Origin of the sequence: Tepidimonas sediminis, from assembly GCF_007556605.1 — a bacterium.
Classification (GTDB): domain Bacteria; phylum Pseudomonadota; class Gammaproteobacteria; order Burkholderiales; family Burkholderiaceae_C; genus Tepidimonas; species Tepidimonas sediminis.
The window spans coordinates 1-21830 of the sequence record NZ_VJND01000013.1 but is presented as its reverse complement, the minus strand read 5'-3'; the positions used below and the strand labels follow the sequence as shown (position 1 = coordinate 21830).

The 21830-nt window shown below is 75.4% G+C and carries 20 protein-coding genes and 1 tRNA gene; 12 read left to right on the top strand and 9 right to left on the bottom strand.

Features of this window, described 5'->3' with window-relative positions:
* Window positions 1–12: 12 nt before the first annotated feature.
* Window positions 13–585: a DUF2946 family protein gene (locus Tsedi_RS09945; RefSeq protein ID WP_143896166.1), complete on the top strand. Its 573-nt coding sequence runs from the start codon at window positions 13–15 to the stop codon at window positions 583–585.
* Here Tsedi_RS09945 and aroQ read toward each other — a convergent pair.
* Entirely contained in the window at window positions 528–1046 is a 519-nt protein-coding gene (gene aroQ, locus Tsedi_RS09940; RefSeq protein WP_185970640.1) for a type II 3-dehydroquinate dehydratase, read from the bottom strand. The genes Tsedi_RS09945 and aroQ overlap by 58 nt on opposite strands.
* Window positions 1043–1549 carry a c-type cytochrome gene (locus tag Tsedi_RS09935; RefSeq protein ID WP_143896164.1) on the bottom strand — a complete coding sequence of 169 codons (507 nt, stop codon included), beginning with the start codon at window positions 1547–1549 and terminating at the stop codon, window positions 1043–1045. Before Tsedi_RS09935 ends, aroQ begins: the two co-directional genes overlap by 4 nt.
* Window positions 1550–1680: 131 nt before the next feature.
* On the opposite strand from Tsedi_RS09935, the gene Tsedi_RS09930 reads away from it, so the two are divergent.
* Window positions 1681–1756: transfer RNA gene (locus Tsedi_RS09930), tRNA-Arg, on the top strand.
* A 77-nt stretch (window positions 1757–1833) separates the two neighbouring features.
* Here Tsedi_RS09930 and Tsedi_RS09925 read toward each other — a convergent pair.
* Window positions 1834–2058: a putative motility protein gene (locus Tsedi_RS09925; RefSeq protein WP_143896162.1), complete on the bottom strand. Its 225-nt coding sequence runs from the start codon at window positions 2056–2058 to the stop codon at window positions 1834–1836.
* A gap of 225 nt (window positions 2059–2283) precedes the next feature.
* Here Tsedi_RS09925 and Tsedi_RS09920 point away from each other — a divergent pair, with 225 nt between their 5' ends.
* Window positions 2284–3195, top strand: coding sequence for a GGDEF domain-containing protein (locus Tsedi_RS09920; protein WP_246099252.1), 912 nt, complete (start codon window positions 2284–2286; stop codon window positions 3193–3195).
* Between the two features lie 122 nt (window positions 3196–3317).
* Window positions 3318–3767 (top strand): hypothetical protein, encoded by a 450-nt coding sequence (locus Tsedi_RS09915; protein ID WP_143896158.1) that lies wholly within the window; start codon window positions 3318–3320, stop codon window positions 3765–3767.
* A 15-nt stretch (window positions 3768–3782) separates the two neighbouring features.
* On the opposite strand, the gene Tsedi_RS09910 is transcribed toward Tsedi_RS09915, so the two are convergent.
* A complete protein-coding gene (locus tag Tsedi_RS09910; protein ID WP_143896156.1) occupies window positions 3783–5129 on the bottom strand; it encodes a glutamine synthetase family protein in 1347 nt (448 codons plus the stop codon).
* 160 nt (window positions 5130–5289) lie between these two features.
* Here Tsedi_RS09910 and Tsedi_RS09905 point away from each other — a divergent pair, with 160 nt between their 5' ends.
* Window positions 5290–6489 (top strand): threonine ammonia-lyase, encoded by a 1200-nt coding sequence (locus Tsedi_RS09905; protein WP_143896154.1) that lies wholly within the window; start codon window positions 5290–5292, stop codon window positions 6487–6489.
* 25 nt (window positions 6490–6514) lie between these two features.
* Here Tsedi_RS09905 and Tsedi_RS09900 read toward each other — a convergent pair whose 3' ends face one another.
* Together Tsedi_RS09900 and thpR are read right to left on the bottom strand one after the other, a co-directional pair.
* The gene (locus Tsedi_RS09900) at window positions 6515–7327 is read right to left on the bottom strand and encodes a TIGR00266 family protein (RefSeq protein ID WP_143896152.1); all 813 of its coding nucleotides are present in this window, start codon (window positions 7325–7327) and stop codon (window positions 6515–6517) included.
* A 39-nt stretch (window positions 7328–7366) separates the two neighbouring features.
* The gene (thpR, locus tag Tsedi_RS09895; protein ID WP_143896150.1) at window positions 7367–7927 is read right to left on the bottom strand and encodes an RNA 2',3'-cyclic phosphodiesterase; all 561 of its coding nucleotides are present in this window, start codon (window positions 7925–7927) and stop codon (window positions 7367–7369) included.
* An 89-nt stretch (window positions 7928–8016) separates the two neighbouring features.
* Here thpR and Tsedi_RS09890 point away from each other — a divergent pair, with 89 nt between their 5' ends.
* From Tsedi_RS09890 to pdeM, 4 genes are read left to right on the top strand one after another with little or no spacing between them, the layout of a single operon-like run.
* Complete coding sequence (locus tag Tsedi_RS09890) at window positions 8017–9120, top strand: ligase-associated DNA damage response exonuclease (RefSeq protein ID WP_143896148.1); 1104 nt, start codon at window positions 8017–8019, stop codon at window positions 9118–9120.
* The gene (locus tag Tsedi_RS09885) at window positions 9117–10805 is read left to right on the top strand and encodes an ATP-dependent DNA ligase (RefSeq protein ID WP_143896146.1); all 1689 of its coding nucleotides are present in this window, start codon (window positions 9117–9119) and stop codon (window positions 10803–10805) included. Before Tsedi_RS09890 ends, Tsedi_RS09885 begins: the two co-directional genes overlap by 4 nt.
* Window positions 10802–13339 (top strand): ligase-associated DNA damage response DEXH box helicase, encoded by a 2538-nt coding sequence (locus Tsedi_RS09880; protein WP_185970639.1) that lies wholly within the window; start codon window positions 10802–10804, stop codon window positions 13337–13339. The genes Tsedi_RS09885 and Tsedi_RS09880 overlap by 4 nt, the downstream gene beginning before the upstream one ends.
* Window positions 13332–14099, top strand: a complete 768-nt coding sequence (gene pdeM, locus Tsedi_RS09875) for a ligase-associated DNA damage response endonuclease PdeM (RefSeq protein ID WP_143896144.1) — start codon at window positions 13332–13334, stop codon at window positions 14097–14099. The genes Tsedi_RS09880 and pdeM overlap by 8 nt, the downstream gene beginning before the upstream one ends.
* Here the strand turns inward: pdeM and Tsedi_RS09870 are convergent.
* A complete protein-coding gene (locus Tsedi_RS09870; RefSeq protein ID WP_143896142.1) occupies window positions 14078–14848 on the bottom strand; it encodes an SPOR domain-containing protein in 771 nt (256 codons plus the stop codon). The genes pdeM and Tsedi_RS09870 overlap by 22 nt on opposite strands.
* Window positions 14842–15660 carry a biotin--[acetyl-CoA-carboxylase] ligase gene (locus Tsedi_RS09865; protein WP_143896140.1) on the bottom strand — a complete coding sequence of 273 codons (819 nt, stop codon included), beginning with the start codon at window positions 15658–15660 and terminating at the stop codon, window positions 14842–14844. Before Tsedi_RS09865 ends, Tsedi_RS09870 begins: the two co-directional genes overlap by 7 nt.
* Window positions 15661–15786: 126 nt before the next feature.
* On the opposite strand from Tsedi_RS09865, the gene Tsedi_RS09860 reads away from it, so the two are divergent.
* From Tsedi_RS09860 to tssL, 3 genes are all read left to right on the top strand, one after another.
* Window positions 15787–18420 carry a DNA topoisomerase III gene (locus tag Tsedi_RS09860; protein WP_143896138.1) on the top strand — a complete coding sequence of 878 codons (2634 nt, stop codon included), beginning with the start codon at window positions 15787–15789 and terminating at the stop codon, window positions 18418–18420.
* Between the two features lie 82 nt (window positions 18421–18502).
* On the top strand, window positions 18503–19258 hold the full coding sequence (pomA, locus tag Tsedi_RS09855) for a flagellar motor protein PomA (protein WP_143896136.1): 756 nt from the start codon (window positions 18503–18505) through the stop codon (window positions 19256–19258).
* 42 nt (window positions 19259–19300) lie between these two features.
* Complete coding sequence (gene tssL / locus Tsedi_RS09850) at window positions 19301–20182, top strand: type VI secretion system protein TssL, long form (RefSeq protein ID WP_143896135.1); 882 nt, start codon at window positions 19301–19303, stop codon at window positions 20180–20182.
* Here tssL and Tsedi_RS09845 read toward each other — a convergent pair.
* On the bottom strand, window positions 20179–21830 hold a 1652-nt coding region (locus tag Tsedi_RS09845), incomplete at its 5' end, for an HDOD domain-containing protein (RefSeq protein WP_143896133.1). The two genes, tssL and Tsedi_RS09845, sit on opposite strands and share 4 nt — an antisense overlap.

The window sequence follows — 21830 nt, the reverse complement described above, 5'->3', positions numbered from 1 at the left end:
GAGTCGCAGCGCATGGACGCGATCGTCAAGGCCGCTCTGGCCAAATGGCCCAACGTGCCGCACTGTTACGGCTGGCTGGGGCTGGACGAGCGCGGCCGCTGGTGGATGCGCGATGCCGCCGCGCAGGCCGCGGGGCCGTTCGCCGGGCCGGGTGCCAGCGCGGCCAGCCGCGGCGCCGAGCTGCGGCACGAGGGGCTGATCGCCTTCATCGGCCGCAATTACGAGGCCGACGCCGAGGGACAGTGGTTCTTTCAGAACGGACCGCAGCGGGTATACGTGGAGCTGGCGGCCACGCCGTGGATCTGGCGCGTGCAGCCCGACGCCACCGTGCGCGCGCACACCGGCGCGCCGGCCGGCGTGCCGACGGCGGCGTTGCTGGACGAGGAGGGGCGGCTGTACCTGGTCACGCCGCTCGGGGTCGGTCTGGTGCACAGCCAGGACGTGGCCCTGGCGGCCGAGGCGCTCGAGCAGGGGCGCTGGGGGCTGGCCGAGCCCGCCGGGGTGCGCGCCGACGAGCTGCCGCAGCGTTATGGGTTCGAACGCAGTCCGGCACGCCGCGCCAGCGCCTCCAGCGCCAGCAGGTAGCCGTCGGGGCCCAGCCCGATGATGGAGCCCGCCGCCACCGGCGCGATCCAGGAGTGGTGGCGGAACGCCTCGCGCGCGTGGACGTTGGACAGGTGGACCTCGATCACCGGCAGCGGCTCGACCCCCTTGATGGCGTCGTGCAGCGCGATCGAGGTGTGGGTGTAGGCGCCGGGGTTGAAGACCACGCCGAGGGCCTGCCCGCTGCGGTGCGCCAAGCCCCACGCGTGAATCTGCTCGATCAGGGTGCCTTCGTGGTTGCTCTGGAAGCACTCGACCTGCAGACCCAGCGCCGCCCCGTGGGCGCGGCAGCGCGCCTCGAGCTCCGCCAGGGTGAGCGCCCCGTAGACCCCCGGCTCCCGCGTGCCCAGCAGGTTGAGGTTCGGTCCGTTGAGCACGAGCACGCGGGCTGCCCGCTCCGTCGCGGCGGAGCCGGCAGCCGCGGGGGCGGGGTTCGGGCTCACTTGCCTTCGGCCGGCGCCTCGGGCTCGGGGAAGCTGGCGCCGACGGCATTGGCCATGTAGGCCACCGCACGCGCGATCTCGAGGTCGCGGAACGCGCCGCCACCCTGCGCGCCCATCGCACCCTTGCCCTTCAGCGCCGACTGCACCAGCGCGTCGAAGCCTTGGCCGAGGCGCGGCGCCCACGCCGCCTTGTCGCCGAACTTCGGCGCCCCCACCAGGCCCGCCCCGTGGCAGGCCGCGCACTGCGCCTTGTAGACGTCGGCGCCGGCGGCCAGCGGGCGGTTGGCGTCGCGCAGCTCGACCGTGCCGACCTTCTGGATGCGCTGGGCGGTGGCCAGCTCAGGGTTGGCCACCCCGGCCTGCGGCTTGACGTCGCGGCTCACGTAGGCCACCAGCGCCATGATCAGCGCCACCGGCACGACGAAGGAGGCCAGGGCGGTCCACCACAGCTGTCTGGGGGTCTTGATGGGGCCGGTGTGCGCGTCGTGGGCGTGCTCGCTCATGATGTCCCTTCGGAGATCGACAGTGCTGGCCTGCGCCGGCGCGCGGGCCGCTCGCCGGCTTCCAGATTCGGGCGATTATACGAGCCGCTCCGAGCCGCTTGCGGCCGCCGCTGCTAGAATGCGGCCCTCGAGCGGCTGTAGCTCAGTGGATAGAGTGTCGGCCTCCGAAGCCGAAGGTCGTGGGTTCGATCCCCGCCAGCCGCGCCATCTTCGCTCGCCCCTCGGCCGCCGCGGCGGCCCGGCTTGGCGCCGAAACCAGGCCGGCAGCGGGCGCCCCCTCCCGTTCAGACCATCACGTTGAGGCGCGTGCCCAGCGTGCCTTCGCGCGCCAGCGGCTGCGGCCCGGTGGCGGGCGTGGAGGTGGGAGCCGGCAGCGCCTGCAGCAGGGCCAGCGCGCCTTGCTGCTGCAGCTGCAGCGCCTTGCGCAGCGTCAGGATCTGCGCCGCCATCGGTCCCTGCGCGGCGGAGGTGGCGGCCTGGGTGACCAGCGAGGAAGAAGTGACGTCCATGGCTTGCGCGGCCCCGAAAAGCACGACGGGCGGCCGGCCGCGGCCGGCCCACCTGGCATAGCGTAGTCGGTGGCGCGTGCCTCGGCAAGCGCCGCCCGTCGACTGCTCGCCGCGGCTCGACAGTGGCGGCGATGCGCTAGATTGGCGACCCAGACGGGCCGGCGCCAGCGGGGCGGCGGCGATGCCGGGTCGGCGCCGCGGCGCGCGGCCGAGGAGAGCATGCGCGTGAGCATCCGGTTCGACGCCGAGCAGCTGCAGGCGCTGCTGCGCAGCCTGCCGGATCCGGCGTTCGTGCTGAGCGCCTCCGGGCGCTACGTGGCGGTGTTCGGCGGCGCCGACACGCGTTATTACCACGACGGCAGTCCGCTGGTGGGGCGCACGCTGCACGAGGTGCTGGTGCCGGCGCGCGCCGAGGCGTTCCTGGCCGACATCCGGGCCGCGCTGCGCGACGGCGGGCTGCGCATCGTCGAATACGAGCTGAGCAACCGCGACGTGCGCGGCCTGTCGGACGTCGGGCCGGCCGAGCCGATCTGGTTCGAGGGGCGCGTCATGCCGCTGCCGTTCACCGTCGAGGGCGAGGCGGTGGTGCTGTGGGTGGCCAGCAACATCACGCACCGGCGCCAGCTGCAGGAGCGGCTGCGCGCGCTCAGCGAGACCGACGAGCTGACCGGGCTGGCCAACCGGCGCCGCTTCCGCGCCGAGCTGCAGGCATGCTACGAGGCGTGGGCGCGCTACGGCCAGCCGGTGGCGCTGCTGTACCTGGACCTGGACCGCTTCAAGGCGATCAACGACCAGCTGGGGCACGAGCGCGGCGACGAGGCGCTGCGGGCGGTGGCGGCGGTGCTGGAAGGGGCGCGGCGCCGCACCGATCTGGCCGCCCGCCTGGGCGGCGACGAATTCGCGCTGCTGTGTCCGCACACCGGGCTGGGGGAGGCCGCCGCGCTGGCACGGCGGCTGGTCGCGCCGGTGCGTCGGGCGCTGGCGGCGTTCGCGCTCGGCGATGGGGAGCCGGCGTCGGTGAGCATCGGCTGGGCCGAGTGCGAGCCCGGCGACCGCGGCGGCGGCGACCTGGTGCGCCGCGCCGATGCGGCGCTGTACCGCGCCAAGGGCGCGCGCGGCCGCACCGCGCCGGCGTGAAGCCGCGCGGCGGTGGGGGTTGGGGCAAACGCGGAGTGCGGCGCGCCGCCTCGCCGCGGACAATGCGGTGCAGGCGGTCGCGCCAGCGGGTGCGGCGCGGCTGCCGCGCCGGGGGACGGGCCATGGAACGCGACGACGGGACGCTGCAGGGTGACGACGGGCCGCGGCACCTGCGCTCGCTGGCCGACGTGCAGCGGGTGGCGCGCCAGCTGCTGCAGGATCACGATGCCGGGCTGCGCGCCGAGGGCCGCTCGCTGGCGCTGCTGCTGGAGCACGCGCTGGCCGATCTGCAGCGCGTGCTGCAGCACGCGCGCGAAGGCGCGCTGGTCGGGGTGCCGGCCAACCTCGGTGCGTGGCCGCCTGCGCAGGCCGCGCTGTACGTCGAACACCACCTGGAGCTGCTGGTGCGGCTCAATCCCGATGACGTCCACCTGGTGGCGCTGCAGCGGCGCCGCCCGGAGCTGTTCGCGCGCGCGGCGGTGTGGCTGGAAGTGGCGCGCTGGCACTGGGAGCGCGATCACCCCGACGGGGCGGCCGCCGGCGATGGCGCCCCGCCGGTGGCGCGCACCTGAAAGCGCTGCCCTGTCTCAGACATTGAGCAGCAGGTAACGCCGCTCCCACGGGCTGATGACGTCGAAGTATTCGGCGTACTCGGCGGCCTTGATGGCGCCGTAGGTGCGGATGAAGTGCGCGCCGAACAGCTCGGCCAGCGGCTCGCAGCGCATCAGGCGCTCCACCGCATCGTCGAGGTGACGCGGCAGCTGGTGCGGCTGCTCGTAGGCGCTGCCGGCCAGCGGTTCGCTGGGCTGCAGGCGCTGGCGCATGCCCAGCAGCCCGCACGCCAGGCTGGCCGCGATCACCAGGTAGGGGTTGGCGTCCACGCCGGCCAGGCGGTTTTCGACGCGGCGCGCCTGCGGCGCGGCATTGGGCACGCGCAGGCCGCAGGTGCGGTTGTCGTAGCCCCAGCTGAGGTTGATCGGCGCGGCGGTGTAGCGGCTCAGGCGCCGGTAGCTGTTGATGTAGGGGGCGAAGAACGGCATCGCCTCCGGCAGGTAGGTCTGCAGCCCGCCGATGAAGTGGAAGAACGCGTCCGAGGGACTGCCGTCGGGGTTGGAGAAGGCGTTGCGGCCGCTGGCCAGGTCCAGCACGCTCTGGTGGATGTGCATCGCGCTGCCGGGCTGGCCCTGCATCGGCTTGGCCATGAAGGTGGCGTACATGCCGTGGCGGATGGCGGCTTCGCGCACGGTGCGCTTGAACAGGAACACCTGGTCGGCCAGCGCCAGCGGCTCGCCGTGGTCGAGGTTGACCTCCATCTGCGCCGTGCCCATCTCGTGGATCAGGGTGTCGAGCTGCAGGCCCTGCGCCTCGCACCAGTCGTAGATGACGTCGAAGATGTCGTCGTATTCGTTGACGGCGTCGATCGAGAAGCTCTGCATGCCGGCCTCGGTGCGCTGCGTGCGCCCCACCGGGGGTTTGAGCGGGATGTCCTCGTCCGGCTCGATCTGCACGAGGTAGAACTCGATTTCCGGCGCGACGATGGGCTTGAAGCCGTCGCGCTCGTATTCGGCCACGATGCGGCGCAGCACGTTGCGCGGCGACAGCTCCACCGGCGTGCCGTCGAAGCGCACGCAGTCGTGGATGATCTGCGCCGTGGGCTCCTTGGCCCACGGCACCAGGCGCAGCGCGGCCGGGTCGGGCAGCAGCCGCATGTCGGGGTCGGCCACCGGGGTGAAGTCTTCCTCCGGGTAGGCGCCGGTGACGGTCATCTCCAGCACCGCCATCGGCAGCCGCAACCCTTCGGCGGGGCGGTACTTGTGGCGCGGCACGATCTTGCCGCGCGCCTGCCCGGCCATGTCCGGGATCAGGCACTCGACCTCGGTGATGCGGTGCTGGTCGAGCCAGCGCTCGATGGTGGAGGCGTCGTCGCTTTGCATGGCCGTCGTGTCGGGATGGGATGGAGCGCACAGTATGCGCACGGGTGGCGCCGCCGCAAGGGCCACGCCGGCGCGCGCGGGCAGCGCCACTGCCGCCGGCGCGCCGGCACAATGGCGGCCGAGGGGCGGCGCGGGGCCGCCGATCGGAGGAGACAGGGCGATGGTGGAATTGGCGGATGTGCAGGCGGCGGCGCGTCGCCTCGAGGGGCAGGTGCTGGAGACGCCGTGCCTGGAATCGCGCACGCTGTCGCAGATCACCGGGGCGCAGCTGTTCCTGAAGTTCGAGAACCTGCAGTACACCGCCTCGTTCAAGGAGCGCGGTGCGTGCAACAAGCTGGCGCAGCTCGGCCCGCAGGAGCGTGCGCGCGGCGTGGTGGCGATGTCGGCCGGCAACCATGCGCAGGGGGTGGCCTACCATGCGCAGCGGCTCGGGATGCGGGCGGTGATCGTGATGCCGCGCTTCACGCCGGGCGTCAAGGTCGAGCGCACGCGCGCGCTGGGCGCCGAGGTGGTGCTGCACGGCGAGACGCTGGAGCAGGCGCGCGAGCACGCCGACCGGCTGGCCGCCGAGCAGGGGCTGACCTTCGTGCACCCGTACGACGACGAGGCGGTGATCGCGGGCCAGGGCACGGTGGCGCTGGAGATGCTGCGCGCGCAGCCGCAGCTGGAGGTGCTGGTGGTGGCCGCCGGCGGCGGCGGGCTGATCGGCGGCATGGCGCTGGTGGCCAAGGCGCTCAAGCCCGACATCGAGGTGGTGGGGGTGCAGACGCGGCGCTTCGCGGCGATGGTCAACGCGCTGACCGGCAGCCACTGGCCGGTGGGCGGCAACACCATCGCCGAGGGCATCGCGGTGGCCGCCCCGGGGCAGCGCACGCTGGCGCTGGCGCGCCGCCACGTGGACGACTGGCTGGTGGTGGACGAGGAGGACCTGGAGCAGGCCATCGTGCTGCTGCTGGACATCGAGAAGACGCTGGTCGAGGGGGCCGGCGCCGCCGGGCTGGCGGCGGTGCTGAAGCACCCGCAGCGCTTTGCCGGGCGGCGCGTCGGGCTGGTGCTGTGCGGCGGCAACCTCGACCCGTTGCTGCTGGCCTCGATCATCGAGCGCGGCATGGTGCGCGCCGGGCGGCTGGCGCGGCTGGTGGTCAGCACGCGCGACCTGCCCGGGCAGCTGGCGCGCATCGCCGCGGTGGTGGCCGAGGCCGGCGCCAACATCGACCAGGTGCACCACCAGCGCGCCTTCACGCTGCTGGCGGCGCAGAACGTCGAGATCGAGCTGGTGCTGCAGACGCGCGGGTCCCGGCATGTGCAGGAGGTGCTGGCGGCGCTGCGCGCCGCGGGCTTCGAGGTGGCGCCGCGCTAGCGCCCCGCGCGGCGGGGCGGCCGCCTCACTCGTCGTCGCCGCCCAGCAACCCGCCGGCCAGACCGCCGGCGGCAAAGCCGCCCAGCAGCGAGCCTTCCTCGCGCCGGCCCCCGAGCTGCGGCGCGGCGGCGAACACGCGCGAGGCCAGGCGCGAGAACGGCAGGCTCTGCAGCCACACGGTGCCGGGGCCGCGCAGCGTGGCCAGGAACAGCCCCTCGCCGCCGAACAGCGCGGTCTTGATCTTGCCGACATATTCGATGCCGAAGTCGACCTGCGGCGTGTAGGCCACCACGCAGCCGGTGTCGACGCGCAGCACCTGCCCGGCGGCCAGTTCGCGCCGCACGACGGTGCCGCCGGCGTGCACGAACGCCAGTCCGTCGCCGTCCAGACGCTGCATGATGAAGCCCTCGCCGCCGAAGAAACCCACCGACAGCTTGCGCTGCAGCGCCACCCCCAGGCTGACCCCGCGCGCGGCGCACAGGAAGGCGTCCTTCTGGCAGATCAGCGTGCCGCCGAGCGCCTTCAGATCCATCGGCAGGATCTTGCCGGGGTACGGGGCGGCAAACGCCACGCGGCGCTTGCCTGCGCCCTGGTTGACGTAGACGGTCGTGAACAGCGACTCGCCGGTGATGAGGCGCTTGCCGGCGCCCAGCAGTTTGCCGAAGAAGCCGCCCTGTTGCGCGCTGCCGTCGCCGAAGACGGTGTCCATGACGATGCCGTCGTCCATCATCATCAGGCTGCCGGCCTCGCCGATGGCGGCCTCGCCGGGGTCGAGCTCGATCTCGACGAACTGCATCTCCGCGCCGCGGATCTCGTAGTCGATGACGTCCATGCCCATGGGAATGCAACCTCGTTGGGGTGTCGGGATGAAATCCGGTTACGCCGATGTCGGCGGCGCGATGGTACCGGTTGCCGGCGGCGCGTAGCGCTGCAGGATGCGGTAGCGCCGCGCCGGCTCGCCGGTGGACTGCACGAGGGCGTAGGCGGTCACCGGCCACGCCAGCGGGGCGACGGCCGGCGGCGGCTCGGCCTCCTCGGCGCGGCGCGCCAGCGTGACGTGCGGGCGCAGCGGCCGGCGCTCCACCGGCAGCGCCAGCGCCGTCAGGGCCTGTCCGAGCCGGCGGTGCAGCGCCGCCAGCGGCGCCGGCACCGCCGCGGCGGTCAGCACCGCCAGCCCGCGCGGCCAGCGCTGCGCCTTGGTCAGCGTCAGCGTGAACGGCGTCCACGGCACCGCCAGCGCGGCGCGCAGCGCCGCAAGCCGCGCCGCCGGCACCGCGCCGAGGAAGTGCAGCGTGACATGCCAGTCCGCCGGCGCGCAGCGGCGCACGCCCGGCGGCCAGTGCCAGGCGTCGGCCAGCGCCTGCAGCCGCGCGCGCGTGGCTTCGTCCGGCCACAGGGCGACGAACAGGCGCAGCGTGGCGTCGGCGGCGGGAATCATGGCGACGGGCGGATGCGGCACGGGCGGGATGCGGGGCTACTGTAGCGCGCGGCGCACGCCCGTGCCGCGTCTGGCTACACTGCGCGCCGATGGCGCAGCGGCAGGCGTTGGTGACGGTGCGTCCCGAGGGGCTTTATTGCCCAGCGGGAGACTTCTACATCGATCCTTGGCGGCCCGTGGCGCGCGCCGTCATCACGCACGCGCATGCGGACCACGCGCGCCGCGGCCATGCGGCCTACCTGGCGCACGAGCACTGCGCGCCGCTGCTGCGCGCCCGGCTCGGCGAGGACCTCGCCGTGCAGCCGCTGCGCTACGGCGAGGCGCTGACGATCGGCGCGGTGCGCGTGTCGCTGCATCCGGCCGGGCACGTGCTCGGCTCGGCGCAGGTGCGGCTGGCGCACCGCGGCGAGGTCTGGGTCGTCTCCGGCGACTACAAGCTCGACGCCGACGGCGTCAGCGCCCCGTTCGAGCCGGTGCGCTGCCACACCTTCATCACCGAATCGACCTTCGGGCTGCCGATCTACCGCTGGCCCGACCCGAATGAGGAGCTGGCGCGGCTGCTCAGCTGGTGGCGGGGCCACGCCGAGGCCGGGCGCGTCAGCGTCGTCTACGCCTACGGCCTGGGCAAGGCGCAGCGGCTGCTGGCGGCGCTGGCCCGCGCCGGCTCGGCCCTGCCGGGGCCGATCCTGGTGCATCCGGCGGTGGAGCCCCTCAACGCCGTGCACCGGGCGCTGGGCGTGGCGCTGGCGCCGACGCAGCCGCTGACCGCCGCGACGGGCCGGGCGCAGGCCGCCGGGGCTCTGGTGCTGGCGCCGCCGGCGGCGCAGGGCGGGCGCGCACTGCGGCGCCTGGGCGAGCAGGCCGACGCGCACGTCAGCGGCTGGATGCTGGTGCGCGGCCAGCGCCGCCGCCGCGGGGTGGACGCGGGCTTCGTGCTGTCGGATCACGCCGACTGGCCGGCGCTGCTGCGCGCGATTGAGGCCAGCGGCGCCGGGTGCGTGCGGGTGACGCACGGCCACGTGATGCCGCTGGTGCGCCACCTGCAGGAGCAGGGCCTGGAGGCGCAGCCGCTGGCCACCGCGTTCGGCGGCGACGAGGCCGGAGACGACGCAGCGCTGCCGGCCGCGGCGCCGGCCCCCGGGGCGGCGCCGGCGCAGGCGGTCGAGGGCGAGCCCGAGGAGGCGGCGGCATGAACGACTTCGCCGCCCTCTGCGCGGCGCTGGACGCCACCACCTCGACGCAGGCGCGGCTGCAGGCGCTGCAGACCTACTTCGCGCAGGCGGACGCGGCGGACGCCGCCTGGGCGGTGTACCTGCTGGCCGGGGGCAAGCCGCGCCAGGCGGTGCCGACGCGCGAGTTCAAGGCGCTGGCGCGCGAAGTCGCCGGGTTGCCCGAGTGGCTGTTCGACGAGTGTCACCAGGCGGTGGGCGACCTGGCCGAGACGGTGGCGCTGCTGCTGCCGCCGCCGGCGCAGCCGCTGCAGCAGCCGCTGGCGGCGTGGATGGCGCAGGTGCGCGCGCTGCGCGGGCTGCCGCCCGACGAGCGCGCAGCCCGGCTCAAGGCGCAGTGGGCGCGCCTGCCGCAGGAGCAGCGGCTGCTGCACGGCAAGCTGATCACCGGCGCGCTGCGCGTCGGCGTCTCGCGCCTGCTGGTGACGCAGGCGCTGGCGGCGCTGGCCGGCGTGCCGCCGGCGCTGGTGGCGCAGCGGCTGATCGGCTACACGCACGCCGACGCCAGCCCCGGCCCCGACGACTGGCGCGCGCTGGTGGCCCCGGCCGCGCCGGCGCCGGTCGGCCCCGCCGCCGGCGTGCCGGACGCGCACCCGTATCCGTTCTTCCTCGCGCACGCCCTGCCGGCGGATGCGCAGGCCGCCGCGGCGCAGCTCGGCGCCGTGCCGGACTGGCTGGTCGAATGGAAGTGGGACGGCATCCGCGCGCAGCTGGTGCGCCGCGGCGGCGTGGCGCTGTGGTCGCGCGGCGAGGAACTGATCACCGAGCGCTTTCCCGAGCTGGCCGAGCTCGGCGCGCGGCTGCCGCCCGGCACCGTGCTGGACGGCGAGATCGTCGTCTGGCGCGACGGCGCGCCGCAGCCGTTTGCGGCGCTGCAGCGGCGGCTGGGGCGGCAGCGCGTCGGCGCGGCGCTGCGGCGCGCGCTGCCGGTGGCGTTGCTGGCCTACGACCTGCTGGAGCAGGACGGCGCCGACCTGCGCACACGCCCGCAGCACGAACGCCGCGCGCGCCTGCAGGCGCTGGTGCAGGCCGTGGCCGATGCGCGCCTTTTGCTCAGCCCCGAGCTCATCGCCCCGCCGGGGGCGGACTGGGCGTGGTTCGACGGCGAGCGTCGCCGCGCCCGCACGGTCGGCGCCGAGGGGCTGATGCTGAAGCGCCGCGACGGCGTCTACGGGGTGGGCCGCACGCGCCGCGACGGCCTGTGGTGGAAGTGGAAGGCCGACCCGTGGACGGTGGATGCGGTGCTGGTCTATGCGCAGCGCGGCCACGGGCGGCGCGCCGGGCTGTTCTCGGACTACACGTTCGCGCTGTGGAGCCACCCGCCCGGCGACGCGCGCCGCCAGCTGGTGCCGTTCGCCAAGGCGTATTCGGGCCTGAGCGACGCGGAGCTGGCGCGGGTGGACGCCATCATCCGCCGCACCACGCGCGACAGCTTCGGCCCGGTGCGCGCGGTGGAGCCGACGCTGGTGTTCGAGCTCGGCTTCGAAGGGCTGGCGCGCAGCGCGCGCCACAAGAGCGGCGTGGCGGTGCGCTTTCCACGCATCCTGCGCTGGCGCACCGACAAGCCGGTGGAGGAGGCCGACACGCTGGCGGCGCTGCACGCGCTGCTGGACGGTGCCGCAGGCGGCGGCGCAGGGGAGGCGGGGTGAGCGCGCTCGCCGTCGACGCCGGGGGGCAGGACGCGGTGGCGCGCGCCGAGGCGTGGCTGCGCGCGCAGGGCTGGGCGCCGTTCGATTTCCAGCGCGCGGCCTGGCGCGCCATCGCCGCCGGGCACAGCGGCCTGCTGCACGCCAGCACCGGCGCCGGCAAGACGTACGCGGTGTGGCTCGGCCTGCTGGCGCGCCACGGCACGGCGCCGCCGCCGGTGGCCAGCGGCCCGCGGCTGCTGTGGGTGACGCCGCTGCGGGCGCTGGCGGCCGACACCGCGCAGGCGCTGCGGGCGCCGCTGGGCATGCTGGCGCCGGGCTGGCGCCTGGCCGTGCGCACCGGCGATACGCCCACCGCCGAGCGCGCGCGCCAGCAGCGCCGCTTCCCCGAGGCGCTGGTGACGACGCCGGAGAGCCTGTCGCTGCTGCTGGCGCGCGCCGACGCGCGGCAGCGGCTGGCCGGTGTGCAGGCGGTGGTGGTGGACGAGTGGCACGAGCTGCTCGGCGGCAAGCGCGGCGTGCAGGTGCAGCTGGCGCTGGCGCGGCTGCGGCGCTGGCAGCCGGGGCTGCAGGTCTGGGGCCTGTCGGCGACGCTGGCCAACCTGGAGGAAGCCCTGGCGGCCCTCGTCGGTCCGGCGCGGGCCGCCGAGGCGGCGCTGATGCGCGCCGCGCTGCCCAAGACCCTCGTCGTCGAGGCGTTGCTGCCGCCGGTGGTGGAGCGCTTCGCCTGGGCCGGACACCTCGGCGCGGCGATGGCACCGCTCGTGGCCGCGGAGCTGGACGGCTGCGGCAGCGCGCTCGTCTTCACGAACACCCGCGCGCAGACCGAATGGTGGTACCAGGCGCTGCTGGCGCTGCGCCCGCACTGGGCCGGCAGCCTGGCGCTGCACCACGGCTCGCTGGATGCCGGCGTGCGCCGCTGGGTCGAGGAGGGGCTGAAGCGCGGCGCGGTGCGCGTCGTGGTGTGCACCTCCAGCCTCGACTTGGGCGTCGATTTCGCGCCGGTGCAGCGCGTGCTGCAGATCGGCTCGCCCAAGGGCGTGGCGCGGCTGCTGCAGCGCGCCGGGCGCAGCGGCCACGCCCCGGGGCGGCCGTCGCGGCTGACGCTGGTGCCGACGCACGGGCTGGAGCTGGTGGAGGCCGCCGCCGCGCGGCACGCCGTGGCCGCCGGGCTGGTGGAGCCGCGCCGCCCCCCGCAGGCGCCGCTGGACGTGCTGGTGCAGCATCTGGTGACGGTGGCGCTGGGCGGCGGTTTCCTGCCCGACGACCTGCTGGCCGAGGTGCGCTCGACGCACGCCTACGCCCGGCTCTCGGACGACGACTGGCGCTGGTCCCTGGACTTCGTGCGCCGCGGCGGGCCGTCGCTGCAGGCGTATCCGCAGTATCGCCGCGTGGAGCCGGACGCCAGCGGCGTCTGGCGCGTGCCGGATGCGCGGCTGGCGCGGCGGCACCGGCTCTCCATCGGCACCATCGTCGGCGACGCGCAGCTGGAGGTGCGCTTCCTCAACGGCCGCCGCCTCGGCCTCGTCGAAGAGGGGTTCGTCGCGCGGCTGCGCCCCGGCGACGTGTTCACGCTGGCCGGGCGCACGCTGGAGCTGGTGCGGCTGCGCGACCTGGTGGCCTGGGTGCGTCCGGCCGCGGCGGCAGCGCGCGCGGCGATCCCGCGCTGGCAGGGCGGGCGCCTGCCGCTGTCCACGCTGCTGGCCGATGCGGTGCTCGAGCGTCTGCACGCCTGCGCGCAGGGCCGCGCCGGCGACGACCCCGAGCTGCGCGTCGCGCAGCCGCTGCTGGCGCTGCAGGCGCGCTGGTCGGCGCTGCCGCAGCCGGGCCTGCTCGTGGCCGAAACGCTGCGCGACCGCGACGGCCACCACCTGTTCCTCTACCCGTTGGCGGGGCGCGACGTGCACCTGGCCTTGGGCGGCTGGCTGGCCTGGCAGCTCACGCAGTGCCAGCCGTGCACGGTGGCGCTGGCGGCCAACGACTGGGGGCTGGAGCTGCTGGTCAGCCAGGCCGTGGACTGGGCTGCCTGGCTGCCGCAGGCGCTCGAGCCCCCGGAGCCGGCGGCGCTGGCGGCACAGCTGCTGGCCAGCCTCAACGCCGCCGAGCTGGCGCAGCGGCGCTTCCGCGAGATCGCGCGCGTGGCCGGGCTGCTGGAGCCGGATGCGCCGGGCCGGCACCGCCGCGCGCGCGACCTGCAGGTCGGCGCCAGCCTGCTGTGGCAGGTGTTCGAACGCCACGACCCGGACAACCGCCTGCTGCGCCAGGCGCGCGACGAGGTGCTGGCGCACGAGCTGGCCTTCGAGCCCCTGCACGCCTGCCTGCAGCGCCTGCGCGGCTGGCGGCTGCAGCTGCGCGCGATCGCGCGTCCGACGCCGCTGGCCTTTCCGCTGATGGTGGAGCGGCTGCGCGAGCGGCTCTCCAGCGAGACGCTGGCGGTGCGCCTGCAGCGCCTGGTGGCGCAGCTGGAGCGCGCCGCCGACGCCGAGGCGCGTCCGCGCCGCCGCGTCCGGGCGACGCCGGAGGGCGACCATGGCTGAGCCGGCGCAAGCCGACGCGCTGGCCGGCGCGCTGCGCGTGCGGGCGGCGCCCGACCCGGCGGCGGAACTGTGGCTGCTGCCGCAGCGCGCCGCCTGGTGGCCGCGGGAGGCCACGCTGTTCGTCGCCGACGTGCACCTCGGCAAGGGGGCGGCGCTGCGCGCGGCGGGGGTGGCGGTGCCGGCGGGCAGCTCCGCCGCCGACCTCGAGCGGCTCGGCGCGCTGCTGCGCGCCCTGGGCGCGCGCCGGCTGGTGGTGCTGGGCGACTGGCTGCACGCGCGCACCGGCCGCACCGCGGCGCTGCGGGCGGCCCTGCACGCCTGGCGCCACGCGCATGCCGACGTGCGGATGGTGCTGGTGCGCGGCAACCACGACGACCGCGCCGGCGACCCGCCCCCGGAGCTGGGCTTCGACGTGGTGGACGAGCCGTGGCCGCTGGGCCCGTGGCGCGCCTGCCACGCGCCGCCGCGGGCGCTCGCGCCGCAGGCCGCGCCGGTGCTGTGCGGCCACGTGCACCCGGTGGCGGTGCTGCGCGGGCCGGGGCACGAGCGGCTGCGCCTGCCGTGCTTCGTGCTGCGGCGCGGCGCGCTGGTGCTGCCGGCGTTCGGCGCCTTCACCGGCGGCTGGGCCGTGCCGGCGGGCGCGGAGGCGGCGCGCGCCGTGCTGGCCGACGGGCGCGTGTGGCCGCTGCCGCAGCAATGGCCGGCGCCGTGGCAGCCGGTGGCGGCCGCCGACGAGCCTCAGGGGCAGGCCACCAGTTGACGCGCCGCCGGGCCGAGCGCCTCGCGCAGCGCCGCGGTCTCGGCCGCGGTCAGGTCCGGCCAGCGCAGCGTCAGCAGCTCGCTGGGCGGCCGCTCGCGCACCACGCGCGCGTCGCGCACGCCGCGCTGCTGCGCCTCGGCCAGCGCCTTGCGCGCCGCCTCCTCGGTGGAGTAGGTGCCCAGCGCCAGCCCGGGGCCGACGTCGGGTACGTCCACGCTGCGCTGGTCCAGGCCCGCCTGGCGCAGGGCCGCACGGCGCGCCGCCAGCGCCGCGGCATCGGTCAGCGGCCCGACGTAGACCAGCCAGCGCGGCGGCAGGCGGCTCAACCCCTCCGTGTGACGGCCGCGCAGGCCGGCTTGCGCCTCCGCCGCGCGCCGCCAGGCCTGCGCCTGCGCCGGCGGCGCAGCCGGCAGCTGCCAGCAGCGCCGCGGTTCACGGCTGGCGGTGGCCATGGTGGCCGGCGGCGTGGGTGGCGGGGGGGCCTCGGTCGGCGCGGCGGGGGCCTCGCCGGCGGCGCCGGTGCCGTCGGCGGCTGGCCGCGGGGCCGCGGCAGCGGGCGACGGGTCGGCCGCCGCCGCCCCCGGAGGGTTCAGCAGCCGCAGCCGCTGCGGCTCCAGCTGCTGCGCCAGCCGTTCGGGTTCGCGCGCGGCTTCCTCCAGTCCGCCGGGCGCGGGGCCGAGCCACCCCGCCTGCCACGCCGCCAGCCCGGCGTTGGCCAGCAGCAGCGCCAGCACCAGTCCCCTCAGCATGGCCGCACGCTCACCTCACCGGCCTGTACGCGCCGCAGCCCCTGCGCGGTGCGCAGCCGCAGCGCGCCGTCGGCATCCACGCCATCGGCCACGCCCTCCACGCCATCGCTGGTGCGCACCGGCCGGCCAGCCAGGGCGTCCAGCGCACCGTAGCGTGCCTGCCATGGCGCAAAGCCGTCCTGCTCGAAGCGGCGCACCGCCTGCACCACCGCCGGCGCCAGCACGGCCAGCCAGGCGCCGGGATCGACGGCCGTGCCGGGCAGCTCGTGCAGGCCCGCCGGCGGCAGCGCGTCGAGCGCCGCGTCGGGGGGCAGCGCCGGCGTGGCGAGGTTGACGCCCACGCCGATCACCGCATAGCGCGACCCGGAGCCGGCCGCCCCCGCGGTCTCGATCAGGATGCCGCCCAGCTTGCGGCCCTGCCACCACAGGTCGTTGGGCCACTTGAGCCGTACCCCCGTCGGCAGCGCCTGCGCCACGGCCACGCCCACCACCAGCGACAGGCCGGACCAGTCCGCCGGCGCCAGCGGCAGCCCGACCGAGAACGCCAGCGATTGCCCGGGCAGCGTGACCCACGGCCGGCCGCGCCGGCCGCGCCCGGCGGTCTGCGCCGCCGCCGCCAGCACCGTCGGCCGCGTCACGCCGGCGCGCGCCCGGCGCAGCAGCTCGGCGTTGGTGGAGTCGAGGGTTGCGGCCACCTCCACCTCCCAGCCCGAGGCTGGCGCCCCCAGCGCGTGCGCCAGCCGGCGCGCGCCCTGCTGCAGCGCGGCCAGTGCCGCCGGGGCGGTGCGGGCTGCGGGATCGACCTCGGCCATCGTCGTCGTCCGAAAGTTTGCTAACGTAGCTGTGTGTGTGCAGGCGCGCGCGTGCGCGCGAGCGGGGAGGTGGCGGGCCGGCATCGGCGGCCGGCATCGGCCCGCGTCACGAGCATTGTAGGAACAATGGATCAGCCAACCCTCAAGACCCTGGTCATCGCCGAGAAGCCCTCGGTGGCGCTGGACATCGTGCGCGCGCTCACGCCCGTGTCGGGCAAGTTCGACAAGCACGACGAGTACCACGAGAACGCGCGCTACATCGTCACCTCCGCCGTCGGCCACCTGCTGGAGATCGCCGCACCGGAGGCCTACGAGGTCAAGCGCGGCAAGTGGAGCTTCGCGCACCTGCCGGTGATTCCGCCGCACTTCGACCTGAAGCCGCTGGACAAGACCAAGGCGCGCCTCAACGCCATCGTCCGGCTGGCGCGGCGCAAGGACGTCGGCGAGATCGTCAACGCCTGCGACGCCGGGCGCGAGGGCGAGCTGATCTTCCGCCTGATCGAGCAGTACGCCGGCGGCACCGACCGCCACGGCAACCCCAAGCCGCTGGGCAAGCCCGTCAAGCGGCTGTGGCTGCAGTCGATGACGCCGCAGGCGATCCGCGAGGGCTTCGAGCACCTGCGCAGCGACGAGCAGATGCGTCCGCTCGCGGATGCGGCGCGCAGCCGCTCGGAGGCCGACTGGCTGGTCGGCATCAACGGCACGCGCGCGATGACGGCCTTCAACAGCCGCGACGGCGGCTTCTTCCTCACCACCGTCGGGCGCGTGCAGACGCCGACGCTGGCCATCGTCGTCGAGCGCGAGGAGCAGATCCGGCGTTTCCGCGCGCGCCCCTACTGGGAGGTGCACGCCACCTTTGCGGCGCAGGCCGGCCTCTATCCCGGGCGCTGGTTCGACCCCGACTTCCGCAAGCCGCAGGGCGAAGGGGCGGACGCGGAGCTGCGCGCCGAGCGGTTGTGGGACGAGGCGCGCGCGCAGGCCATCGTCGCCGCGGTGCGGGGCCGCCCTGGCGAGGTCAGCGAGGAAAGCAAGCCCGCCACGCAGTCGTGCGGGCTGCTCTACGACCTGACGACGCTGCAGCGCGAGGCCAACGCGCGCTACGGCTTTTCGGCCAAGACGACGCTGGCGCTGGCGCAGGCGCTGTATGAGAAGCACAAGGTGCTGACCTACCCGCGCACGGATGCGCGCGCGCTGCCGGGCGACTACCTCGGGCCGGTGCGGCAGGCGATGGAGGCGCTGGCCGGCAGTGACCTCGGCCACCTGGCGCCGTTTGCGCGCCAGGCGCTGCAGGAAGGCTGGGTGCGGCCGACGCGGCGCGTGTTCGACGACGCCAAGGTCAGCGACCACTTCGCCATCATCCCCACCGGCCAGCTGCCCAGGGGCCTCAGCGAGGCCGAGCAGAAGCTCTACGACCTGGTGGTGCGCCGCTTCATCGCGGTGTTCTTCCCGCCGGCGGAGTTCCTCGTCACCACGCGCATCACGCGCGTGCGCGCCGACAGCGCGGTGCACCACTTCAAGACCGAGGGCCGCGTGCTGGTCAAGCCGGGGTGGCTGGCGGTCTACGGCCGCGAGGCCGCCGCCGACGTCGAGGGCGCGCAGGCCGGCGACAAGGGCCAGCCGCTGGTGGCGGTGCAGCCGGGCGAGACCGTGCGCACCGAGGAGGCGCGGCTGGAGGCGCGCCAGACGCGCCCGCCGGCGCGCTACACCGAAGCCACGCTGCTGGCGGCGATGGAGGCCGCCGGCAAGCTGGTGGAGGACGAGGAGCTGCGCCTGGCGATGGCCGACAAGGGGCTGGGCACGCCGGCCACGCGCGCGGCCATCATCGAGGGCCTGCTGGAGGAAAAATACCTGGTGCGCGAGGGGCGTGAACTCGTGCCGACGCCCAAGGCCTTCCAGCTGATGACGCTGCTGCGCGGGCTGGGCGTGGAGGAGCTCTCGCGCCCGGAGCTGACCGGCGAGTGGGAGCACAAGCTGGCGCAGATCGAGCGCGGCCAGCTGTCGCGGCAGGATTTCATGCGCGAGATCGCGGCGATGACCGAGCGCATCGTCGCCAAGGCCAAGGCGTTCGACCGCGACAGCGTGCCGGGCGACTACGCGACGCTGCAGGCGCCGTGCCCGCAGTGCGGCGGTGTGGTGAAGGAAAACTACCGGCGCTACGCCTGCACCGGCGCCGACGGGCAGGGGGCGGGGTGCGGCTTTTCGCTGCCGAAGGCACCGGGTGGGCGCATCCTGGCGCCCGAGGAGGCCGAGCGGCTGCTGCGCGAGCACCGCCTCGGGCCGCTGGAGGGCTTCCGCTCCAAGATGGGGCGGCCGTTCGCCGCCGAGCTGCGTCTCAAGCCCGAGGACGGCCAGTGGCGGCTGGCGTTCGACTTTGGCGACGAGCCGGCGCAGGAGGAAGGCGGCGCGCCGGTGGACGTGGCCGCGCTGCCGGCGCTGGGCCCGTGCCCGAAGTGCGGCAGCCCGGTGGTGCAGCTGGGCAACCAGTATGTCTGCAGCCGCGCCGCGCCGGGTGCGCAGCCGGCCACGTGCGACTTTCGCAGCGCCACCACCATCCTGCAGCAGCCGGTGGCGCCCGAGCAGATGGAAAAGCTGCTGCGCGAGGGCCGCACCGACTGGCTGGACGGGTTCGTCTCCAACCGTACGCGCCGCCGCTTCAAGGCGCGCCTGGTGTGGGACGCGCAGGCCGGCAAGGTCGGCTTCGAGTTCGAGCCGCGCGCGGCCGCCCCGGCGCGCGGGCGGGCACGGCGCAGCGCCGGCTGACGGCTGTCAGACCGCCGTCGGGAGCCTCCGGTAACATCGTTACCTCGTCACATCCGGGACAGCGTTTGCGGGAGAACGGTTCGTGGACCTCGCCACCCTCGTCGGCCTGATCGGCGGCTTCCTCATCGTGCTGGCGGCCATCCTGGTCGGCGGCTCGGCCGGCATGTTCATCGACGTGCCGTCGATCCTGATCGTCGTCGTCGGCTCGCTGTTCGTCGTGCTGATGAAGTTCTCGCTCAAGCAGTTCCTGTCGGCCGTGGGGGTGGCGGCCAAGGCGTTCAAGTTCAAGCTGCTCGAAAGCCAGGCGCTGATCGACGAGGTCACCGAGATCGCCCGCATCGCGCGCAAGGAGGGGTTCCTGGCGCTGGACGGGCGCGAGTATTCCACGCCGTTCCTCAAGCTCGGCATCCAGATGATGGTCGACGGCCACCCGCCCGAGGTCGTGCGCACGGTGCTGGAGCGCGAGCGCCTGCTGACGCTGGAGCGCCACAAGTGGGGCGCCAAGGTGTTCACCGCGCTGGGGGATGTGGCCCCGGCGATGGGCATGGTCGGCACGCTGGTGGGCCTGGTGCAGATGCTGTCCAACATGGACGACCCCAAGGCCATCGGCCCGGCGATGGCGGTGGCGCTGCTGACGACGCTGTACGGCGCGATCCTGGCCAACATGGTGGCCATCCCGATCGCCGACAAGCTCAACCTGCGCATGACCGAGGAGGCGCGCCAGCAGGCCATGCTGCTGGACGCCATCACCAGCATCCAGAACGGCGTCAATCCGCGCGTGGTGGAGACGCTGCTCAACAGCTACCTGCCGCCCAAGCTGCGCAAGGCCGAGGCCTGACGCCGCGCGATCCCGCGAACCTTCGAATCCCGAGCCACGGCGATGGACGACGAAGCCGACGAGTGCAAACCGGGCCTGCCGGCCTACATGGGCACGTTCGCCGACCTGATGTCGCTGCTGATGTGCTTCTTCGTGCTGCTGCTGTCGTTCGCGGAGATGGACGCGACGAAGTTCAAGCAGATCGCCCAGTCGCTGGAAAAGGCCTTCGGCGTGCAGCGGCAGGTGGCGGCCGACCAGATCCCGATGGGCACGAGCCCCGTGTTCGACAAGTTCTCCCCCGGCAAGCCGGAGCCGACCGTGCTGGACGAGGTGCGCCAGCAGACGAGCCAGCAGGACCCGCGCCTGGCCACGCACAGCGCCGAGGCGCTCCACCAGGTGCAGCAGGCGCTGCAGCAGCAGATCGAGCGCAGCGCGCAGCAGCTGGCGCAGGCGCTGCAGCAGGAGCTCGGCAAGGGCCTGCTGCAGCTGGAGCAGGGCAACAAGCGGCTGGTGATCCGCATCGAGGAGCGGGGGTCGTTTCCTTCCGGCTCGGCCGACGTCACGCCGGCGTTTCGCGACATGCTGCGCCGCATCGGCGAGGCGCTGACGACGATCCCGGGTCAGGTGGCGGTGGAGGGGCACACCGACGACGTGCCGATCCACACCGCGCGCTTCCAGTCCAACTGGGACCTGTCGGCGGCGCGCGCCGCCGCGGTGGCCAACGTGCTGCTGGAGCAGAAGGCCGTGGAGCCGCAGCGCCTGCGCGTGGCGGGCTACGCCGAGACGCAGCCGCTGGTGCCCAACGACAGCGCCGAGCACCGCGCGCGCAACCGGCGCGTCGAGATCGTGATCGACCTGGCCGGTCCGGCGGCGGAGTTCGAGGCCGAGGCGCTCAAGCTGCTGGAGGCCGGCGGCGACCTGACTCGCCTGGGCTGGCGGCGCTAGCCGGCGGCCGCCTCGTCGGCGCGGCGCTGCTGCAGCACCAGCAGCCGCGTCAGCTCGCGCGCGAAGTGCAGCGTGACGCGCTTGATGCCCTGGTACTGCGCATCGTCCAGCCCTTGCCCCCAGGCGCCGGCGTCGGCCCACAGGATGCCGGCGGCGCGGCCGCGCACCGTCAGCGTGGCCAGCGCCACGCCACCGGCGGGCAGCTCGCCGTCCAGCGGCGCCGGCAGCTGCGCGCGCGCGGTGGGCACCTGCCCCGGCGCCACGCGCAGAAAGGCGCCGGGCTGCTCCATCAGCCGCGCCAGCAGCGGCGCCTGCGCCAGCGGCACCTGCAGCCGGCGCGGCTGCACCGCGGCGCCGAAGCCGTGCGCGGCGATGCAGACCAGCCGTCCGGGGTCGGTGGTGCGCATCAGCAGCGCGAAGCGCGCCAGCCCGAGCGACTGCCGCAGCGTCAGCGCGAACGCCTGCAGGAACCCGGTGAGCGTGCCGAAGCGCTGCGCCTGGCAGGCCTCGACGAAGTCGTCCAGCGACAGCGGCGCCGCCGGGGCCGATGCCGGCGCCGCGCCGGCGGGAGCGGACGCCGTCGGCGCGGACGGGGCGGGGGTCTGCGGGGCCGCCGTCTGCATTGGTGCCGCGGTGGCCGGTGCGGCGACCTCCTCGGCCGCCGCGACGGCCAGCCGGCGCGCCGGCGGGCGCGCCCAGAACAGCCGCGCCGCCGGCGCGCCGTCCCACACCGCCCATGTCAGGCCGCGGCTGGCCTCGGCGGCGTGGCGGTGCGCGAACGCGATCGTGTCGTCCAGCCGCCAGCCGCGCAGCGTGGCCAGCGCGCGCAGCAGCAGCGCGGTGCGGGGGCCGTGCCAGTCGGCCATCGCCTCGCGCGCCAGCAGGAACCACAGCAGCGGCGCCAGCGCCGGCTGGTGCAGCCAGCGGCCCAGCTCGCCCTCCACCGTGGCCGGGTTGGCGCCGGTCCACGCCAGCCGGGCGGCGCGCTTCAGGTGGCGCCGGTCCAGCACCGGCGCCAGCGGCAGGTCGTCGGCGTCCGCGAGCCCCAGGTGGCAGGCCAGCGCGCGGTCCCAGTCGGCCAGCGCGCGGCCGAGCCAGGCGCGCTCCAGCGTCTCGCCGCGCTCGCCGGCGGCCACGCGCGCCCGCCACGCCTCGGCGCGCGCCGGCTGCGCCAGCGCCCAGTGCCAGTGCGTGATGCCATGCAGCACGGTGGTCCAGAACACCGTGGCGTGGTCGCCGCGGCCGTCGATGCGCGCGCACGCCTGGGCCCAGTGCGCCGCCAGCAGGCTGGTGGCCACGGCGTTGGCGTAGGCCAGGTGGCCCGGCGCGCGCGGGTCGAAGCGCCGCGCCGCCGCCTGCCGCACCAGCGCCTGCGCACGCCCCAGCCCGAGCAACCCCAGCGCGTGCTCCAGGTGCGTGATGCGCAGCCCGCCGCGCACGTGGCGCTGCGCGGCGGCGATCAGCCGCAACCCAAGCGGCGGATCGGCGCGCAGCCGCGCGGCCAGCGCATGGCCGGTGGCCTCCTCGTCCAGCACGGCCTGCAGCGCTGCATCGTCCAGCAGCACCGGCAGCGGCGCCGCGGCCACCGGCGCCAGCCACGGTGGCGGCTCGGTCGGGCACGGCGGGGGCGGGGCGCCGCTGCCGGTGC

Excerpts from the sequence above, each read along its gene's own strand:
- Tsedi_RS09925 (WP_143896162.1), bottom strand. The coding sequence starts at position 2,058 with ATGGACGTCACTTCTTCCTCGCTGGTCACCCAGGCCGCCACCTCCGCC.
- thpR (WP_143896150.1), bottom strand. The coding sequence starts at position 7,927 with ATGATTCCCGCCGCCGACGCCACGCTGCGCCTGTTCGTCGCCCTGTGG.
- Tsedi_RS09890 (WP_143896148.1), top strand. The coding sequence starts at position 8,017 with ATGGCGCAGCGGCAGGCGTTGGTGACGGTGCGTCCCGAGGGGCTTTAT.
- pdeM (WP_143896144.1), top strand. The coding sequence starts at position 13,332 with ATGGCTGAGCCGGCGCAAGCCGACGCGCTGGCCGGCGCGCTGCGCGTG.
- Tsedi_RS09945 (WP_143896166.1), top strand. The coding sequence starts at position 13 with ATGGACGCGATCGTCAAGGCCGCTCTGGCCAAATGGCCCAACGTGCCG.
- Tsedi_RS09905 (WP_143896154.1), top strand. The coding sequence starts at position 5,290 with ATGGTGGAATTGGCGGATGTGCAGGCGGCGGCGCGTCGCCTCGAGGGG.
- Tsedi_RS09935 (WP_143896164.1), bottom strand. The coding sequence starts at position 1,549 with ATGAGCGAGCACGCCCACGACGCGCACACCGGCCCCATCAAGACCCCC.
- tssL (WP_143896135.1), top strand. The coding sequence starts at position 19,301 with ATGGACGACGAAGCCGACGAGTGCAAACCGGGCCTGCCGGCCTACATG.
- Tsedi_RS09885 (WP_143896146.1), top strand. The coding sequence starts at position 9,117 with ATGAACGACTTCGCCGCCCTCTGCGCGGCGCTGGACGCCACCACCTCG.
- Tsedi_RS09900 (WP_143896152.1), bottom strand. The coding sequence starts at position 7,327 with ATGGGCATGGACGTCATCGACTACGAGATCCGCGGCGCGGAGATGCAG.
- Tsedi_RS09870 (WP_143896142.1), bottom strand. The coding sequence starts at position 14,848 with ATGCTGAGGGGACTGGTGCTGGCGCTGCTGCTGGCCAACGCCGGGCTG.
- Tsedi_RS09910 (WP_143896156.1), bottom strand. The coding sequence starts at position 5,129 with ATGCAAAGCGACGACGCCTCCACCATCGAGCGCTGGCTCGACCAGCAC.
- Tsedi_RS09915 (WP_143896158.1), top strand. The coding sequence starts at position 3,318 with ATGGAACGCGACGACGGGACGCTGCAGGGTGACGACGGGCCGCGGCAC.
- Tsedi_RS09860 (WP_143896138.1), top strand. The coding sequence starts at position 15,787 with ATGGATCAGCCAACCCTCAAGACCCTGGTCATCGCCGAGAAGCCCTCG.
- Tsedi_RS09865 (WP_143896140.1), bottom strand. The coding sequence starts at position 15,660 with ATGGCCGAGGTCGATCCCGCAGCCCGCACCGCCCCGGCGGCACTGGCC.